Below are 17,345 nucleotides of genomic sequence, written 5' to 3' on the forward strand. Positions count from 1 at the left end.
TTGCTATTAGCATAGCGCAAAGCAGTTCGAAACGCTATTCATAAATTGCAGGATTATTTGTACTTTCTCGCTTGTCTCCCCTCGCGCTTCAGACATAGCAAAACAGCTGATCCCACAATGGAATCAGCTGTTTTCCGATTTTCAATTAACGCGTTACGGGCTTGGATGTGCGCGTCATCGGTCCGTTTTTCTTTTTCTTCTTGTCGGTGGTACCGAGCACGCTGCCGATGCCCATCAGGAAGGTCGGAATACCAGCGGCCACGAGCACTAAGCACCATTCGCGAAGACCGATCGGAACCGTCTTGAAGATCGGCTGGAGCGGCTCAATATAGAGAACGCCGAGCATGAGCAGCAAAGACGATAATACCGCGAACACCAAGTATTTGTTCTGCAGGATGTTGCGATGGAAGATCGAGCGCGAGCTGCGGCAATCGAATACGTGGATCAACTGCGCCATAACCAAGGTTGCAAAAGCGACCGTCTGAGCTTCGACGAGCTTGGCCGGGTTGCCGGGATCTTCGCGAAGCGTCAGCCAGAAGGCGCCCAAGGTGCACACCCCGATCAGCACGCCGCGGCTAATGATTTTCCATCCCAGACGTCTGGCAAAAATATTTTCCTTCGCCGTACGCGGCTTATGCTGCATCAAGTCCTTCTCCGCCTGATCGACGCCGAGCGCCATGGCCGGCAAGCCGTCTGTCACGAGATTGACCCATAGAATCTGGATCGGGACGAGCGGCAGCGGAAGCCCCGCCATCATCGCCAGGAACATCGTTAAGATTTCGCCGACATTCGATGCCAGCAAGTAACGAATGAATTTGCGGATGTTCTCGTAGATGCCGCGGCCTTCCTCGATAGCAGCCACGATCGTCGCAAAATTGTCGTCGGACAGCACGAGCGCCGAAGCTTCCTTCGATACGTCGGTTCCCGTAATGCCCATGGCGATCCCGATATCGGCGGCCTTGATCGCAGGCGCGTCATTGACGCCGTCACCGGTCATCGCGACCACATGCCCTTTGCGCTGCAGCGACTTCACGATCCGCAGCTTGTGCTCCGGCGATACGCGTGCGTACACGTACACTTCATCGACAACCGAGTCGAGCTTGTCATCATCCATCGCGGCCAATTGCTGCCCGCTTAGCGCTTTGCCGCCGCGCGGCATGATGCCGAGCTGTCCGGCAATCGCCTCGGCCGTCAACTGGTGGTCGCCCGTGATCATGACCGTCTTGATGCCGGCACGACGGCAAGTCGTAATGGCGTCCTTTACTTCTCTGCGCGGCGGATCGATCATGCCCGTCAAGCCAATGAAGATGAGCTGGCATTCAACGTCCCCTTCAGAATCGGAACGGTCCGTCGACTTCAGGTCCCGGTAAGCAAAACCAAGCACGCGCAGCGCCTGCTGTGCCATGGCTTCCCCGGCAGCGCTCACTTTCTGTTTCAGCGTCGGCGTGAACGGCACGACTTTTCCATCCCATAACACATAGTTGCACTGTTCCATCAGCACATCCGGCGCGCCTTTGGTGCATACGAGGCGGCCGCCTTGATGCGATACGAGCACGGACATCCGCTTGCGATCGGAATCGAAGGAGAATTCCTTCTCGCGCTTGTACAGGCTGCTTAGCGATTTGGCCGTAACGCCGAGCTTCGCCGCCAGAACCGTTAACGCCCCTTCCGTCGGATCGCCCTTAAGCACCCACTCCTCGGCAGGCGAATCATCTCTGGTTTTGCGGCGCTTCTGATCCGACTCATCCAGCTCCTGCCGCTCAAGCGAGGCGTTGTTGCATAGCGCGGCAACCTGGAGCAGACGGCGCAGCGACTGGTCCTGCTTCACATCGACGGCCTTTCCCGCTTCATAGACGGCGCCGACAGGCTCGTACCCTTCGCCGGTAACTTCGAGCGGACGACCGGCAATCCATAACTGCGTGACCGTCATTTTGTTCTGCGTCAGCGTACCCGTTTTGTCCGAGCAGATGACCGATGCGCAGCCGAGCGTCTCGACCGACGGCAGCTTCCTGACGATCGCCCTGCGCTTGATCATGCGTTGGACGCCAAGCGCGAGCGCGATGGTTACGATCGCAGGCAAGCCTTCCGGAATAGCCGCTACCGCTAGGCTGACGCCGGCCAGGAACATTTCGTACGCAGGCTGTCCATGCAGAATACCGGCTAAGACGACAAGCACGGTGAGCGCAAGCGCTACGACGATGAGGATTTTGCCGAGTTGTTCCAAGCGATGCTGGAGCGGCGTTTCCATCGTCTCGGTGTTGTTGATGAGATCCGCGATTTTCCCCATCTCTGTGCCCATGCCGGTGCGGACGACAATCCCCTTCGCCGAGCCCCGCGTAATCATCGTGCCCATGAAGCCGACATTCTTCTGATCGCCTAGCGGGATTTCGTCATCTTTGATCGACTCGCTGTGCTTGCCGACAGGAACGGATTCGCCGGTCAGCGCCGATTCCTCGGCATAGCAGCTGCTTGTCTCGATTAAGCGGATATCGGCAGGCACGCGATCCCCGCTCTCCAGCAGCACGATGTCCCCAGGCACGAGCTCGCTGGCTGCAATCGCCGTCACTTTGCCGTCGCGCAGTACCTTGGCGACCGGAGCCGACATCTCCTTGAGTGCCCGCAGCGACTTCTCGGCGCGAAACTCCTGGGTAAACCCGAGAAAAGCATTAATGACGATGATGGCAACGATCGTGATTGCATCCAAGTATTCGCCGAGCAAACCGGATACCAGCGTCGCGCCCAGAAGCACGAGCACCATGAAATCCTTGAACTGATTGAAAAACAGCGCAAAAGGTGAAACTTTTTTGCCTTCGGAAAGCTCGTTGCGCCCGAGCCGCTGCAGACGCTCCGACGCTTCGGCCTGCGAAAGCCCGGAGTCCGGCGAGGCTTGCAGCGATTGCGCAAGCTCTTCCGTCCCCATTTGGTGCCACTTCCGTTGTTCCATGCCGCGTCTCCCTCCTGTTACTTACCGCCCGTCTGGGACAGCCTTCATGCCTAAATGTATTCGGACAAACTGCAAAATATCCCAGCCGAAGACTTAAGTTTTTCGAATAACTATGGCATGATAGAGGAATGAACTTTATAGAAGTCAAAGGAGAACCCACACATCATGGCATTGGATGGAATCGTTACCCGTGCCGTCGTACACGAGCTGCAATCGCTCGTCGGCGCGCGCATTCATAAAATACATCAACCTACCGATCACGACCTTGTCCTGCAGATCCGCGGCGGAAGCACGCCGGGTAAACTGCTCTTGTCCGCGAATCCGACCTATCCTCGCGTTCATTTCACGAATCAAACGTTCATCAATCCGAAGGAAGCGCCGATGTTCTGCATGCTGATGCGCAAGTATTGCGAAGGCGGCCAGATCGAAGAGGTGCTGCAGATCGGCAACGAACGCATCATCCATATGCGGATTCGCCAGCGCGATGAACTCGGGGATATCGCCCTAAAGACGATCATTATCGAGATTATGGGCCGGCACAGCAATATCATTCTGGTCGATCATGCGACAGGCGCGATCCATGACGGCATTCATCATGTGACGCCTTCCATCAGCAGCTACCGCATCGTCATGCCGGGGTCCGAATATGTTGCGCCACCGGAACAAGGCAAGCTGAACCCACTCCACATAACGACACGAGCGGCGTTCGAGTCGGCTCTAACGGAAGCGATTCCGGAAGTCGAACGCGCAGGCGATACCGTGCTGGCTCCAGTCGCACCGGATAAGCTGCTTGTATCGGCCTTCAGCGGATTAAGCCCGTTGCTGGCCAAAGAGATCATTTATCGCGGTCGCCTCGCGCTTAATCCGCTCTTGACCTTAGAAGAGCTGTGCACGGCGATATGGCCAGCGTTCGAAGCGATGATGCTAGCCTGGACCGATCACCGATATGATCCGCAAAATGTGCAGCCGGACGAGCAATCGAGCGGCAAAGCCGCATTCTCCGTCGCAGCGCTCACACACTTGGCCACGAACGGACACGTACAGTCATTCGAGACGGTCAGCGAGTGTCTGGAAGCCTTTTATGGCGATAAGGCGCAGCGGGATACGGTCAAACAACGGGTGTCCGATCTCATTCGTTTTTTGCAGAATGAACGGAACAAGAACGTGAAGAAGCTGGAGAAGCTGCAGGAAACGTTGGATGAAGCGAAGGATGCGGATAAGTTCCGGATTCTCGGCGAGTTGCTAACGACATATATGCATCAGTTCAGCCGGGGAGATAAACAGGTCGAGGTCGTGAACTACTATGATGAGGACCAGCAGGCAATCACGATCGCGCTTGACCCGCAGCTAACGCCTTCGGAGAACGCGCAGCGTTATTTCAAGCGATACAATAAGCACAAGAATTCGTTAACGGCCGTCGCTGAACAGATGAAGCAAGCGCACCAGGAGATCGCTTATCTCGAATCGCTCCTGCAGCAGCTCGAATCCGCCTCGCTCTCCGATATCGATGAGATTCGAGAAGAGCTCGTGGAACAAGGCTATCTAAGGGATCGAGCCAAACGCGGACCGAAGAAAAAGAAGAATGCCCGACCTTCCTTGCTGTGCTATACGTCAAGCGAAGGCATTGCGATCTACGTCGGCAAGAACAATACGCAGAACGATTACCTGACGAACAAAACGGCCGGACCGAATGAAACGTGGCTGCATACGAAGGATATTCCGGGCTCCCATGTCGTCATTCGCGCGACGGAATTCGGCGACGCGACGTTAGAAGAAGCGGCAATGCTCGCGGCCCACTACAGCCAAGCGCGCTCCTCGAGTTTGGTCCCGGTCGATTATACGCTTATCCGGTATGTGAAGAAGCCAAGCGGCGCGAAACCTGGTTTCGTCATCTATGATCACCAGAAGACATTGTTTATCACGCCGGATGAACAGCGAATCAAGTCCTGGCCTTCCGTAATCAAAAATTGATAGTTCGGGGATGCTGCGTTCCCTAACGGTCACAAACCATCCCCATTCAATTCGCAGCAAAAAAAGACGTGCTCCCGGCGGTTAAGCCGAAGGAACACGTCTTTTTGCTTCGCGTTATCCACGGTATGGCAGCTTAAGACTGACCATGCCGCTTGGCAGGATCTAATTGCTCGAGCACCGCTGCGTCAACCGACCGATTGCCGATCGGCCCGTGGAATACTTCGCCTTGGCGCTTGCCGTGAAAGTCCGACCCGCCCGTTATGATCAAGCCGTACCGCTCAGCCAGCTTCACATATTTGGCTTCTTCTTCCGGCGAATGATCGGAGTGATAGGCCTCGATGCCTTGCGCGCCATAACGAATGATCGATTCGACCAGCTCGTCTGCGTCATAGAGCCCCGGATGCGCAATTACGCTCGTGCCGCCCGCTTCCTTGATCCATTCGATCGCCTCGAACGGATGCAGCCGCGGCGGATTCGCATAGGCTTGCGCGCCTTGGCCTAAGTAACGATCGAACGCCTCTTGCATGGAAGTTACGACGCCTTTGGCCAGCAGCACCGCCGCAATATGCGGGCGGCCGATCGTGCCGCCTTCCTTGCCCGATCGCTTTGCTTCGTCCATTACTTCTTCGATCGTAACGGCAATGCCTAGATCGCGAAGTTTCTGCAGTATCATCTCGTTGCGACGGTCCCTTACGTCCAGCAATCCACGCAGCTTTGCCCGCCAAGCTTCATCCTGCCAGTCGGTGTAGTAACCTAGAATGTGGATATCCTTGCCCTCGGCAACCGTGCTGATCTCGACGCCCGGTACGACAACCACGCCAAGCCGCTCGCCTTCTTGCATCGCTTCGTCGATGCCCTCTACGGTGTCATGATCCGTAATTGCCACCGCATACAATCCGGCTTCTTTGGCCAGACGAACATTCTCGGCCGGACGGTTCAGACCGTCCGAAGCGGTCGTATGCGTATGCAAATCCACTCGATTCGTTAGAGCCATTGCTGAAGATCCCTCTCTCGCAAAAAAGTAAGAAACGTCACGGCCGATATCGGCAGAAGCGCCGATTTGAGATTAATCGAATAGAACTGCCGCTTGAATTTAATATCCGTCAGCGGGATAGTCTGAATCAAGCCCAAGGCGACCTCATGCTTGACCGATGAAGCCGAGAGGAACGAAATCCCGAGGCCCGCTTCGACAGCCGACTTCACGGCCCCCGTACTGCCGAGCTCCATCACGATTTTCAAGTCGGAAGGGTCAATATGCATCTGGCGCATCTGCTCTTCCATCACAAGCCGAGTGCCGGATCCCTGCTCGCGAAGCACGAACGGATAAGCAATCGCATCCTGGAGGGAGACTTCCGGCAGTGCCGCAAGCGGATGAGCCTTATCGACGACCAGCTGGAGCTCATCGCTCATCACCGCCTCCATATGGATGTCCGGATGATTGACGGGAGCTTCGACCAGGCCGAAATTAAGCTGGTGATTCAGGATATCCTCCACAATCTGGGCGGTATTCATCACCTTCAAACTGATCGCGATATGCGGGAACTCCTGCCCGAACGGGCCGAGCAGGCGGGGAAGGATATATTCGCCGATCGTCAAGGAAGAGCCAAGCAGCAGCCGACCTTTGAGCTGCTTCGTGAATTTGGACATATGGGCGTCCGTTTCGCGGATCAGCTCGATGCTCTTAAGCGCATACGGCATCAACGCTCGACCGGATTCGGTTAACTCGATCCGTTTGGTGGACCGCTGCAGCAGTTTCGTGCCAAAATAATCCTCAAGCGACTGCACCTGCATGGTCACGGCCGGCTGCGTCATATGAAGCGCCTGTGCAGCAGCCGAGAAGCTGCCCCGTTCAGCAACCGTATAGAAGATATGTAATTGATGAAAATTAAGTGCCATGGACGGGTTACCTTCTTTCCTTCGCTGTCGGATTCATTATACATGGCCGTGCAATCATAAAAAAGCATGTGCCGGGGATACCTCGCACATGCTTGTCCTGTTATTATTTCCGTTTGCGGCTATTCTTTATTAAAGTCATTCTGCGCGAATGGCGCAGCCAAGAATAGTATGATTTCAGATCCCGCAGCTCGATCGTCTCGGACATGCGTCCCAAGAAGGTTACAACGATCATCTTGTGCAGCGGGTTGCCTGCAATATCTGTTTCCTTCTCAAGCGTTCCGAATTCCGCAACGAAGACGAGATCGTCATCGATCAAATAGACATCTTGCTCGTTCCGATAGTAGGATTCCACTCTGCCCTGCTTCAGACATTGCCACATGAAACTCGCAATATCCTCATAGCCGGTCTTCTCGCTCTCAACGCGATCGGCCCAGCGGCTTTTGGCATGGTTCGTGATGACAATATCCGCAACTTTCTTGTCGCCGAGAACGACGTGAAAAGGTTCGTAGGTACTCCATCTTTCCGTCATTTTATCTTTCATCGCGATCCACCCCTCCCCAAGAAGCAGGCCTTATTATCTATATCTATACACGCTTTCATTGTAGCATGCCTGTCCGATATTTCAACATAAAAATAAAGTTAAGCCATTACTGGAATAATATGGTTTATCCGGAAACAAATAGACTTCCGCACCTGCCTATTCGGAGCGAAAGTCTGAAAGTCTTCCCTGTTACAAACTATAAAATCTGGTTTTGTCCGGTACCCCTTGGGTGTACTCGGTCTTAATCTCGTTACGATACGATCGCTCAATCTTCCTGACGAATGAGAGCCGTTGAATGTTGCGTACAGTTTCTTCCGCGCGGTCGGCATTCATATACATGACCACATAATGCATCTTACGGGACATATAATGAACGCTTCCGTACTTCTCAAGATTCCGTGCCGCTTTCAAATCGCTAACCCATACGATATATCCCGTACGCTCTGAAAACATATGTCCCTGGTTCCCCCTAACGCTCTAACCTATCCGCAGCCGCCTGATCCGCAACTGCAGGAACCGCCGCTGCCGCAGCCGCCTCCCGCACGTTCGTTGCCAGGCACCTTAATCGTATCGGAGATGGAGCCAGCCACCTGCGTGGCGATCTCATGGAGCAGCTCATCCAACGTCTGCTCGGCTGCCTTGAATCGGCTGACCGCTTCCATCGCGTCCAGCTCGCGCTGGATCTCCTTCACTTTGTCCTTGGCCGCATGGTAATCCGGGTGGAAACGCCCGAAGCGCTCCGTCTCGCCGAATGCTTCTTTGGCTTTGGCGAATCGCTTGGCCAATACTTGAACCTCCTGATCCTGCTCCACCACATGCTTCCAATATAAATATTCGGCTACTTCTGCCGATTGGTTGATCATATCTCCCAAATCATAAGCAAGCAGAAGCAGCTCGCCCATATCAAAGGACTGCACGGCACTTGCCGTTCCAAAGAATGGCTCGCCCCATGCTTCGTGCGATTGCTCATTCATTGTCATCGCTTGCACTAGCGCCCACTCCTTTCTATATCTGCCGCAGACCGAAGTCTGAGGAGTTGTCATAACACGGTGGCAAGCTAAACAACTCGCCTTCCCCCATCATATCATAGGTCAGATGGGAAGGGATAGACAAACTGCCTTCAAACTTTGGCAGGTAGCGGTATGATTAGCATCATTTCGTCCCACATGTCAGGAGCTAACCGAACCTTTTCCACTGCCTCTGCCTTGCGAAGTTGTCCGCTAACCGCCCATGCCGCTCCATCGCCTTCCAGTCGTTCCGGGATAAATGGGACGATGGAATCGCTTATCTTAAGCTTAACCGGGATTCGCCAGCTTAACGCACGTTCCAACAGTTCCCGTCTCGTCGAGTGGTGATACGATCTCATGTCGCTGCGCCATACGCAAGGAATCTCATGGAGCCCTTGATATATCGCATGCGGTTCTTGCGGCGCTGCAATTTCGGTATACGATTCTGTATCGACTGCTTCGCCGAACAGAGAATCGAACTTGCGCTCGAATGTTATGTCTTGGTCTAAGACATTTGTGTGCACATGCGAAGCTTTAGAATTGGAGGCCGTAGGCAGCGGGTATAATGGGACGGAGTCGATCTCGATATCCTGTATCCAACCTTCCAGCGCGATGGCAAGCAGCTCCGGCATCTTATCTTGCGAAGCATACTCCAGAAATTCGGTAATATCCCCTGCGGTGTACCCGCATTTGGCCGCTCGCAGCACGTATTCTTTGTCTAACCGATAAACCGTCATCACATCGGAAGACAGCCGTTTGGCGATAAGCTCAAGACCCAATCGAATCGTTGCCGGTACGTCCAGCGGGACGAAGATTTCCCCGTCTGGCGACAAATGGATGGATGCGAACTCATCCGACCTCAAATCCAGCGTTCCTTGCGGCTCCGGGCGCGGGTTGAACAGCCATCTGTAAGCGGCTGCGCCTTCGTCTGTTTCGCGTTGCTCCATCCAGCCAAGTCCAGCCATTAACGCGCACCACTGCTCCATAGATTCCGACGTTGGCGAAGGCATCTTGTACCACTCCTGCGTCTTCCAATAAGAGGTCAGGGCCGCCGCATGCGATAGCTGCGGATAACGCAGTGCATAATGCTCCATCCAGAATCGGATCAGCCACGCCTCACGAATATCTTCTATCCGAGCAAGGAAGTTGTTCAGTCGGTCTGGCATGATCGCATAGGTCTGCCCGCTGCGCTCGATTACGCCGGTGCGCACCAAATAATCAAGCATGAGGTCAAACGAAAGCGTCCCCGTTCCGCTGAACGAGGACAACTTTAGACAGTCTACTAATTCCCCCGGCACATCGACTTGGAGCATACATCTCTCGATGGTTCGCTTCGGGAAGACCCCTTTGCTGGTCAGTTTTAATCCGTTATGCAAGAGCTCGGCCAGACCGTAGATTATGCGCAGTCCATAAGGCAACGGCTGCTCTTGATCGTCTTTGAAGATCAATTGCCCAATGCTGACCGGTTCGGGTCTCTGCAGATCAAACAGAGCGGCGTGGATGTGAAAGTAATGCCCAGCCGGTATAAAATAAACCTTTTCACCCCAGCCTTTTCGTACGGATCGGACAAGCTCCTGGCCAATCAGCTCGTACAGGCCTATTCGGTATTCCGCTCCCGAATAACCCGGCCCCATATCGCGCAGCAGCTTCTCGTCCGTGAACGGCTGTGCGCCATAATGGGTCACAATCGACTGGAGTACCGTTCTTCCCAGCCCAGTAATCGAAGCTACAGTGGAATAGATGTTGTGGCTGCTGCTGAGTCTCATACCGTTTCCTCCATATGTCCTTCAGAATGATCCGCACGATTCCAGGGAGATACGTCGTATTGATAGCCCTGCTCTAGCAGAAAAAGCTGCCTTTTGCGCGCAAACTCCGTTTCCTTGGTCCCCTCCGTGACAATGGTATAGAACCACGCCGTGTTGTCATGCTGCTTCGGACGCAAGATACGCCCGATCCGTTGAGCTTCCTCCTGTCTGGATCCGTAACTGCCGGAGACTTGAATCGCTACAGCCGCGTCCGGTAAATCCACGGCAAAATTAGCCACTTTGGATACGATCAGAACCGGAATTTCGCCTGCCTTGAATGAAGCATATAGACGCTCTCTTTCCATATGAGGCAGCTCCCCGGTTAGAACAGGCGCTTGCAGCTTGTCCGATAGATCATGCAATTGCGTCAGATATTGTCCGATCACCAGGGCAGGCTTGCCCGTATGCCGCTGCAACAGTTCCTTAACCGCTTCCGCCTTGGCTTTGTTCTCGGAAGCGATCCGCAGCCGCTCGACGCCTGAGGCGGCCTCATACTTCTCCCTTTCCTCCGCGGCAAAAGGCACGCGAATTTCGGCGCATGTCACGTCCGCGATCCAGCTTTGTTCCTCCAACACCTTCCACGGCAGATCGAATCGCTTCGGTCCGATTAGCGAGAACACATCCGTTTCTCTGCCGTCTTCACGTACCAGCGTCGCCGTCAAGCCTAGCCGCCTCGTAGCCTGCAGATCTGCGGTCATCCGGAATACAGGCGCGGGCAACAAATGCACCTCATCATAAATAATCAGTCCCCAATTCCGTTCGCTGAACAGCTTCATATGTTCGAAGTCGTCCATATTCTGCTTACGGTGGGTCAGAATTTGATAAGTCGCTATTGTAACGGGATTGACTCTCTTGGAGGTTCCCGCGTACTCCCCGATCATCTCCGGGCTGAGCGTCGTTTTGTCGAGCAGTTCTCTTTTCCACTGCTTAACCGAAGTAACATTCGACGTCAATATAAGCGTATCGCAACACAACCGGCTCATCGCGCCGATGCCAATGACGGTCTTGCCCGCTCCGCAAGGCAGTACGAGCACCCCGCTGCCCCCGTCCATGCGTTCTTCGCAGTAGAACAGATCGATGGCCCGCTTCTGATAATCCCGCAGCTTAAGATCCGGTCTCAGCTGCACCTGAAGGGATTCGCCATGACGATAGCCGGCCAAGTCGATCACAGGATAACCGGCTCGTGCGAGTTCTTGTTTCAGCGCGCCGCGGTTCTCCGGCTTCACTAGCCGCTCCCCTTCTCGCGTTGTCAGCAACAATCCGCCAAGCGCTGATTTGGCGCTTAATTCAGATAGCAGACTTTCGTCGCCGGACAGCCGCAGCTCCGCATGCTCGGTACGTTCAAGCTTCAACTGCCCGTACCGATTCATCATCAACTGGACATGCGATATCACTTTGGACGGCAGCTCATAGCTATTATAGTCGGTTAAAAACCGAATGATCTCCTCATGCGTAATGCCTGCAACCGCAGCGTTCCAGAGTGACAGCGGCGTAATCCGATAGGTATGTATATGTCCGGGCCGTTTCGTCAGATCGGCAAATCGTGACAACTGCTCACGGGCGCACTCCGCCTCCGGATGCCGTTCATCGAGCAGCACGGTAGAATCCGACTGGACAATTAATGGACGATGTTCGCGTCTCACACGTTCCGCTTCCTTTCGTAGATCGAGTACAGCTGGTATGCTGCAGCTATTTCGCTCATCTAGTCAGTATGAAAGGAACGCAGGTCTTTTATTCCAACCGAACAATAAAAAAAGCATGCAGCTATTACCCTGCATGCTTGTCGACCCCATTAACGGCGGTTAGCGGATTTCTCGCGATGATCTTGCTCCGAGATGCTGCTCAGCGCTTCGCCGGCTTCGTTGACGAAAATCTCGCGTACGGCCAAGTCGCCGATGGATACGATCCCGAGCAGTTCCCCACTCTCCACGACCGGCAGACGGCGGATTTGGTTCTGCGCCATCAGCTTGGCGGCATCGTCAACCGAGATGTTCGACTCGATCGTCTTGATGTTCGTCGTAATGACTTCGGATACGGAAGTGGAGCCGGAATGCTTCTCCGCGTACCCGCGAATGACCAAGTCACGGTCAGTAACGACGCCAATCAGCTTCTTGCCTTCCACAATAGGGATAAATCCGATATCATGCTGCTTCATAATAACTGCGAGTTCATAAATATTGTCTTTCGTCGTCGCCGTCACGATATCAGTAGACATGATTTCCTTTACGGTCTTCATTGGTCAGCCTCCTTTGGAATCGGTAGCTTATTTGAATGCCCCGACCGTTAGATTGGACCAATTGCGCACCCTTCATTCGCCTACCACGTGGCACATTAACCCTATTGCCCCACAAAATCTTCGGCCATGCTGATCATCAGTTTCGCGGAATAGAGCATGGAACGCTCATCGATATCGAATTTGGGATGATGATGCGGATAGACCGCTTCGCATGCCGGATTGCCCGCTCCGACAAACATGAAGCAGCCTTTCACTTTCTTCAAATAATATGCGAAATCTTCGCCAGCCATAATCAAGGGGGAAACCTGTACGGCTTCAGAGCCGAAAGCCTCGCCCGCTACCCGGAAGAATCGTGCCGCTTCGTCCGCATCGTTCACGACAGGCGGATATCCGATCCGGTAATCGGTCTTCGCGCTTGCCCCATAGAGCGCAGCCGTCTTGTCCACAATGTCGATCAGACGGTCACGAATGCTGTATCGGGCTTCTTCTGTAAAGGTACGTACCGTTCCTTTCATGCTGCACCGTTCGGCGATGACATTAGCGGTCGTTCCGGCATGGAATGCTCCTACGGTGACAACGGAGGGCTCCAGCGGGTTTACGTTGCGGCTTACGATCGTCTGCAACGCTTGAACAAGCGCCGAGCCGACGATGACCGCGTCAATCGTCTCGTGCGGAAGTCCGCCGTGACCGCCTTTGCCTTGTATGTCGATATAGAACTCATCGGGCGCCGCCATGAAAGGACCTTCTTTCGTAGCAACCGTACCATAAGGGAATGGCGTCCATAGATGTACGCCGTAGATCGCATCGACGCCATCGATCGCCCCATCGGCGATCATCCCTAGCGCTCCTCCCGGCGTAACCTCCTCCGCCGGCTGGAACAGCAAGCGTCGCTCGCCGGCAAACTGTCCCTTTAAGCTCGCATAGTAGGATGCGATACCGAGCATGGTCGCTGTATGAGCATCGTGTCCGCATGCATGCATAACGCCGTCCAGAGTGGATGCGTAGTCACATGTCTTCTCGTCTTGAATAGGCAGCGCATCGATATCGGTGCGAAGGGCGATAACCGGTCCCGGCTGGCTGCCTTTAATTGTAGCGACGATTCCATAGCCTCCAATATTCGTGCTTGCCTCACAGCCTAACTCCCGCAGACGCTCTGCGATCCAACCGGACGTCTGCTGCTCTTGAAAGGAAAGTTCCGGATGGCGGTGAAGATATCGCCGCCACTCAACCATGTTCGGATAGATGGTTTGCAGCTGTTCCTCAATCTTATTCTCTTCTCCCATGCTTACAAACCTCCTTACCTTCTAACAGGACATGCTCTCATTGTACCAGAAGGCCAAGCGGTCTCGAAAGTTGTTTTGCCGATTGCAAACGATTCATTTTTCGATAAAATGTCACTTTTGCCCTATTTGCCCCTCGTTCACAAGGCTTGCACTGGAAAAGGAAACATACTATCATGGATAAAGAAACCTGTCCTGAAGCCGATGCTAGGGCATACCCTTAAGACTTGGCTTAACTTTAAGGAGGATCATTTAATGATTATTGAGAATACAGGACTAAACGGCCTGACTAGCGACCTTGCCCATCTCGACGAATCCGCTGAGAAGATCGGCTTCGTCCGTTGGCAGTGGGAATATTACCGTGCGGTGTATGACCTGAAGTTCGAAGACCGTGCCAACCATGCAGAATACTTCCTGCGGATCAGCACTCGTGCGATTGAAGGCAAGCTGGAGTCGCCACATGCGGTGCTTCAACTGGAAACCGTTTTCATCGGACGAGCTACTTTCCCGCACGGCATCGAATATGAATCCCCAGTTCCTCAACAGATCTTGAACGCAGCAACACAGCGTCTGCAAGAGCTGAAGAAGCTACTCGCTTAGTAACCGGCCCCGTGCGATGAAAACAAAGACGAACGGCCTGCGCGGCAGGCCGGATTTTTTGCTTCTCGTATTGACCTTCATCCTTGTTGGATTTGGCCTTGTCATGGTCTTCAGCGCCAGCTCCAACACGGCTGTCGTCAATTCAGACTTTAATAACGACCCGTTCTACTTTGTCAAGCGACAGCTGCTGTGGGCTGTCATGGGTCTGGTTATGATGCTCTTCATCATGGCAATTCCTTATCAGAAATTCAAAAAAGGCTTTCTGCTTTACTTTATTCCGGTCTTTATTCTGCTTGTTCTGGTTCCATTCGTCGGCAAGCAGTATAATGGCGCTCGCAGCTGGTTCGGGATTGGTTCTCTCGGCATCCAGCCTACGGAATTTATTAAGCTGGGCCTTATTTTATATTTAGGCGCTCTTATTGCCAAAAAGGGCGAGAATTTCAGAGACTGGAAGAAAGGTTTAATCCCCGTTCTGCTGATCGTCGGCCTCATCTGCTTCCTGATCATGCTACAGCCGGACTTAGGTGCGTGCGTCGTTATTGCGGCCACGTCAGTTATTCTGATCTGGGCAGGCGGAGCGAATTTGAAGCATCTTGCGGCGGCTGGCATCATTGCCGCGGCGCTGGTCATACTCGCTGCGAGCCTCTCCATAATGGCGAATCCCGATGGCTGGAGCTATCGCATCGACCGGTTCACCGCCTTCATGGATCCGACTTCGGATGAGCTCGAAGAAACGTACCACTTGTCGCGCTCCCTGCAAGCGCTTGGTCATGGCGGCGTTACCGGCGCGGGCTTCGGCCATAGCGTACAGAAGCTTAAGTATTTGCCCTACGCTTACAGCGACTTCATCTTCTCCGTAATCGCCGAGGAGTTCGGCTTCATCGGCAGCGCGATCTTCCTCGGGGTCTACCTGCTATTCCTATGGCGAGGACTTATTGTCGCCCTACGCTGCGAGGATCCGTACGGGATGATTGTCGGCACCGGGATTGTCGGATTGATTGCCGTTCAAGCCGTCATTAATATCGGCGGCGTTACCGGCGCTATGCCGCTTACAGGCGTAACATTGCCGTTCATTAGCCATGGCGGTTCATCCATGCTTGTCACCTTAGGCGCGATGGGCGTCTTACTTAGCATCTCTCGGGACTCGAACAAACCCGAGAAGCCAAACAAACGCAAATCCGTTATGACAGTCGTTAATTAATGTCCGTCAAGCGTCTAATTAAACCACAAAAACCTCCTATCCCGCTTACGTGGTAGGAGGTTTTTTGGGTCGTCCGCTTACGTTATCCGACCGTTCGATCATTTGACGCGATTCAAATCATCAAGCTCGTCATCCTTGAAGGCAACGCCTTCAACCTTAACGTTCACTTCCACGACATTAAGCCCTGTCATGTTCTCAACCGCTTCACGCACATTATTTTGCAGTACTCGGCATACTTCTTGAATGGGGATGCCATACTGCACAATAATGCGCAAATCGATCGCTGCTTCCAGCTGGCCTACTTCAACGGATACGCCCTTCTGCACGTTCTTGCCGCTTATCCGTTTGGCAAACCCTTCGGAAATTCCGCCTGACATTGCGGCGATCCCCGGTGTTTCCAGCGCTGCAAGTCCCGCGATGGTGGCGACTACGTCATCTGAAATACGAATAATGCCCGTCTGAAGGTCCTCTGTCATGCCACACACTCCTCTTCGCCTTATGTTACCATTGTAATTGATGGCGGGCGGCAGAAGCAAGGGCAGACATGCCGTAATGGAAAGAGTTTACACTACATGTGGTTTTGGTTATATTCTATAAGTGTTTTTCTAACTCATGAACGGGGTGCAAAGAGATGAATCAAAAATTGTTTTTCGCCTGCTTGATCGCTTTGTTCGGGCTAAGCGCCATAGCGCATTACGGCCACTGGGGGACGATCCCGGAATTCTGCTTATCCGCAGCAGCTATTCTGTTCGTAGCCGGCTTCCTCGGCAAAGCGACCGAGAGTGTCGCCCACTACGCCGGACAGCGTCTGGGCGGCTTCCTGAACGCGACGTTCGGCAATGCAGCCGAGCTCATTATCGCCATCTTTCTCGTCAAATCCGGCCACTATGAAATGGTCAAAGCGAGTATTACAGGTTCGATTATCGGTAACCTGCTGCTTGTCCTGGGTCTTAGCGTATTCCTAGGCGGTCTGAAGTATAAAGAGCAGAAGTTCAATGTCCAGCTCGCGGGGCATAACTCCTCCTTGATGATACTAGCCGTCATCGCATTGTTCATTCCGGCCATCTTCGGCGCTTCGGAACACTTCTCCGCCGACCAGAGCGAGACGCTAAGCTTAGCCATAGCCGCTATTCTTATCGTGGCTTACATCTTATGGCTGATCTTCTCGATGATCACGCATAAGTCCATTCTGGAAGACGCGGTCGAGACAACACCGGATCATGGTGAAGAGGCGGCATGGTCCAAAGGCGTCTCCATACTATTCCTGGTCCTAGCGACCGTCATGACGGCGTTCGTAAGTGAATGGCTCGTACATACATTGGATTCCTTCACGGAGAAATTCAATCTGTCTGCCATCTTCGTCGGTGCGTTCCTGATCGCGATCGTCGGCAATGCCGCCGAACACAGCGCAGCCATACTTCTCGCGATGAAGAACAAGATCGGTGCCGCGGTCGAAATCGCGGTCGGCAGCAGCTTGCAAATTGCCCTTTTCGTAAGCCCGGTGCTTGTCTTCGTCAGCTTATTGTTCGGCGAGCCGATGAACCTCGTCTTTACGACCATCGAACTAGCCGCGATCGGCGTATCCGTCTTTATTGCGACTTCGATCTCGCGGGATGGCCGGACCAATTGGTACGAAGGTTCGCTGCTCCTCTTCGTCTACATCATTCTCGGCTTCGCCTTTTACCTGGTCTAACCGAAACTGGCCGCTTCCTTGTAGGAGCGGCTTTTTCATGCTTTCATGCCATAACAAAAAAGAGCAGTCCAACAGGTGATATGCTCCCCTTACGGTAGACAGGTGAAATAATAAAACCTGTTACCCTAAGGGGAGCTTTTTTATGCAAAGACGATCCTACTCGGCTTCTGA

Annotated in this window: 15 protein-coding genes; 4 read left to right on the forward strand and 11 right to left on the reverse strand. The window is 53.6% G+C overall.

Translation table 11 applies throughout. The annotated features are described in order from the left end of the window. Window positions 1–145 precede the first annotated feature (145 nt). Window positions 146–2,944: a calcium-translocating P-type ATPase, SERCA-type gene (locus FHS18_RS12435; RefSeq protein WP_183600352.1), complete on the reverse strand. Its 2,799-nt coding sequence runs from the start codon at window positions 2,942–2,944 to the stop codon at window positions 146–148. Between the two features lie 165 nt (window positions 2,945–3,109). On the opposite strand from FHS18_RS12435, the gene FHS18_RS12440 reads away from it, so the two are divergent. Then, window positions 3,110–4,915, forward strand: coding sequence for an Rqc2 family fibronectin-binding protein (locus tag FHS18_RS12440; protein ID WP_183600353.1), 1,806 nt, complete (start codon window positions 3,110–3,112; stop codon window positions 4,913–4,915). A 133-nt stretch (window positions 4,916–5,048) separates the two neighbouring features. Here the strand turns inward: FHS18_RS12440 and FHS18_RS12445 are convergent, their stop codons facing one another. The 9 genes from FHS18_RS12445 to FHS18_RS12485 form a co-directional block, all read right to left on the reverse strand. Beyond that, window positions 5,049–5,909, reverse strand: coding sequence for a PHP domain-containing protein (locus FHS18_RS12445; RefSeq protein ID WP_183600354.1), 861 nt, complete (start codon window positions 5,907–5,909; stop codon window positions 5,049–5,051). Next, window positions 5,900–6,811 (reverse strand): selenium metabolism-associated LysR family transcriptional regulator, encoded by a 912-nt coding sequence (locus tag FHS18_RS12450; protein WP_183600355.1) that lies wholly within the window; start codon window positions 6,809–6,811, stop codon window positions 5,900–5,902. Before FHS18_RS12450 ends, FHS18_RS12445 begins: the two co-directional genes overlap by 10 nt. Window positions 6,812–6,914: 103 nt before the next feature. Continuing rightward, window positions 6,915–7,352: a hypothetical protein gene (locus FHS18_RS12455; protein ID WP_183600356.1), complete on the reverse strand. Its 438-nt coding sequence runs from the start codon at window positions 7,350–7,352 to the stop codon at window positions 6,915–6,917. A gap of 189 nt (window positions 7,353–7,541) precedes the next feature. Further along, a complete protein-coding gene (locus FHS18_RS12460; protein WP_183600357.1) occupies window positions 7,542–7,805 on the reverse strand; it encodes a YlbG family protein in 264 nt (87 codons plus the stop codon). Between the two features lie 29 nt (window positions 7,806–7,834). Next, entirely contained in the window at window positions 7,835–8,332 is a 498-nt protein-coding gene (locus FHS18_RS12465) for a YlbF/YmcA family competence regulator (RefSeq protein ID WP_409348548.1), read from the reverse strand. Between the two features lie 140 nt (window positions 8,333–8,472). After that, entirely contained in the window at window positions 8,473–10,125 is a 1,653-nt protein-coding gene (locus FHS18_RS12470) for a helicase-associated domain-containing protein (RefSeq protein WP_183600358.1), read from the reverse strand. Next, entirely contained in the window at window positions 10,122–11,807 is a 1,686-nt protein-coding gene (locus FHS18_RS12475) for a DNA repair helicase XPB (protein ID WP_183600359.1), read from the reverse strand. Before FHS18_RS12475 ends, FHS18_RS12470 begins: the two co-directional genes overlap by 4 nt. A gap of 149 nt (window positions 11,808–11,956) precedes the next feature. Next, window positions 11,957–12,400 (reverse strand): CBS domain-containing protein, encoded by a 444-nt coding sequence (locus FHS18_RS12480; protein WP_183600360.1) that lies wholly within the window; start codon window positions 12,398–12,400, stop codon window positions 11,957–11,959. A gap of 101 nt (window positions 12,401–12,501) precedes the next feature. After that, entirely contained in the window at window positions 12,502–13,683 is a 1,182-nt protein-coding gene (locus FHS18_RS12485; RefSeq protein WP_183600361.1) for a M20 metallopeptidase family protein, read from the reverse strand. A gap of 252 nt (window positions 13,684–13,935) precedes the next feature. Between FHS18_RS12485 and FHS18_RS12490 the strand changes: the two genes are divergently transcribed. Then, window positions 13,936–14,280 carry a YugN family protein gene (locus FHS18_RS12490; protein WP_183600362.1) on the forward strand — a complete coding sequence of 115 codons (345 nt, stop codon included), beginning with the start codon at window positions 13,936–13,938 and terminating at the stop codon, window positions 14,278–14,280. 16 nt (window positions 14,281–14,296) lie between these two features. Next, window positions 14,297–15,481, forward strand: coding sequence for a putative lipid II flippase FtsW (ftsW, locus tag FHS18_RS12495; RefSeq protein WP_183600363.1), 1,185 nt, complete (start codon window positions 14,297–14,299; stop codon window positions 15,479–15,481). A gap of 98 nt (window positions 15,482–15,579) precedes the next feature. Here ftsW and FHS18_RS12500 read toward each other — a convergent pair whose 3' ends face one another. Beyond that, the gene (locus FHS18_RS12500; protein WP_183600364.1) at window positions 15,580–15,957 is read right to left on the reverse strand and encodes an Asp23/Gls24 family envelope stress response protein; all 378 of its coding nucleotides are present in this window, start codon (window positions 15,955–15,957) and stop codon (window positions 15,580–15,582) included. A 155-nt stretch (window positions 15,958–16,112) separates the two neighbouring features. On the opposite strand from FHS18_RS12500, the gene cax reads away from it, so the two are divergent. Next, the gene (cax, locus tag FHS18_RS12505) at window positions 16,113–17,174 is read left to right on the forward strand and encodes a calcium/proton exchanger (protein ID WP_183600365.1); all 1,062 of its coding nucleotides are present in this window, start codon (window positions 16,113–16,115) and stop codon (window positions 17,172–17,174) included. Window positions 17,175–17,345 lie beyond the last annotated feature (171 nt).

This window comes from Paenibacillus phyllosphaerae, from assembly GCF_014192105.1.
Taxonomy (GTDB): Bacteria; Bacillota; Bacilli; order Paenibacillales; family Paenibacillaceae; genus Paenibacillus_Z; species Paenibacillus_Z phyllosphaerae.

Bases quoted from the DNA above. Each gene is read 5' to 3' on its own strand.
- FHS18_RS12455 (WP_183600356.1), bottom strand. From the start codon at position 7,352: ATGAAAGATAAAATGACGGAAAGATGGAGTACCTACGAACCTTTTCAC.
- FHS18_RS12470 (WP_183600358.1), bottom strand. From the start codon at position 10,125: ATGAGACTCAGCAGCAGCCACAACATCTATTCCACTGTAGCTTCGATT.
- FHS18_RS12500 (WP_183600364.1), bottom strand. From the start codon at position 15,957: ATGACAGAGGACCTTCAGACGGGCATTATTCGTATTTCAGATGACGTA.
- FHS18_RS12485 (WP_183600361.1), bottom strand. From the start codon at position 13,683: ATGGGAGAAGAGAATAAGATTGAGGAACAGCTGCAAACCATCTATCCG.
- FHS18_RS12440 (WP_183600353.1), top strand. From the start codon at position 3,110: ATGGCATTGGATGGAATCGTTACCCGTGCCGTCGTACACGAGCTGCAA.
- FHS18_RS12460 (WP_183600357.1), bottom strand. From the start codon at position 7,805: ATGTTTTCAGAGCGTACGGGATATATCGTATGGGTTAGCGATTTGAAA.
- FHS18_RS12445 (WP_183600354.1), bottom strand. From the start codon at position 5,909: ATGGCTCTAACGAATCGAGTGGATTTGCATACGCATACGACCGCTTCG.
- ftsW (WP_183600363.1), top strand. From the start codon at position 14,297: ATGAAAACAAAGACGAACGGCCTGCGCGGCAGGCCGGATTTTTTGCTT.
- FHS18_RS12450 (WP_183600355.1), bottom strand. From the start codon at position 6,811: ATGGCACTTAATTTTCATCAATTACATATCTTCTATACGGTTGCTGAA.
- cax (WP_183600365.1), top strand. From the start codon at position 16,113: ATGAATCAAAAATTGTTTTTCGCCTGCTTGATCGCTTTGTTCGGGCTA.
- FHS18_RS12480 (WP_183600360.1), bottom strand. From the start codon at position 12,400: ATGAAGACCGTAAAGGAAATCATGTCTACTGATATCGTGACGGCGACG.
- FHS18_RS12435 (WP_183600352.1), bottom strand. From the start codon at position 2,944: ATGGAACAACGGAAGTGGCACCAAATGGGGACGGAAGAGCTTGCGCAA.
- FHS18_RS12465 (WP_409348548.1), bottom strand. From the start codon at position 8,332: ATGACAATGAATGAGCAATCGCACGAAGCATGGGGCGAGCCATTCTTT.
- FHS18_RS12490 (WP_183600362.1), top strand. From the start codon at position 13,936: ATGATTATTGAGAATACAGGACTAAACGGCCTGACTAGCGACCTTGCC.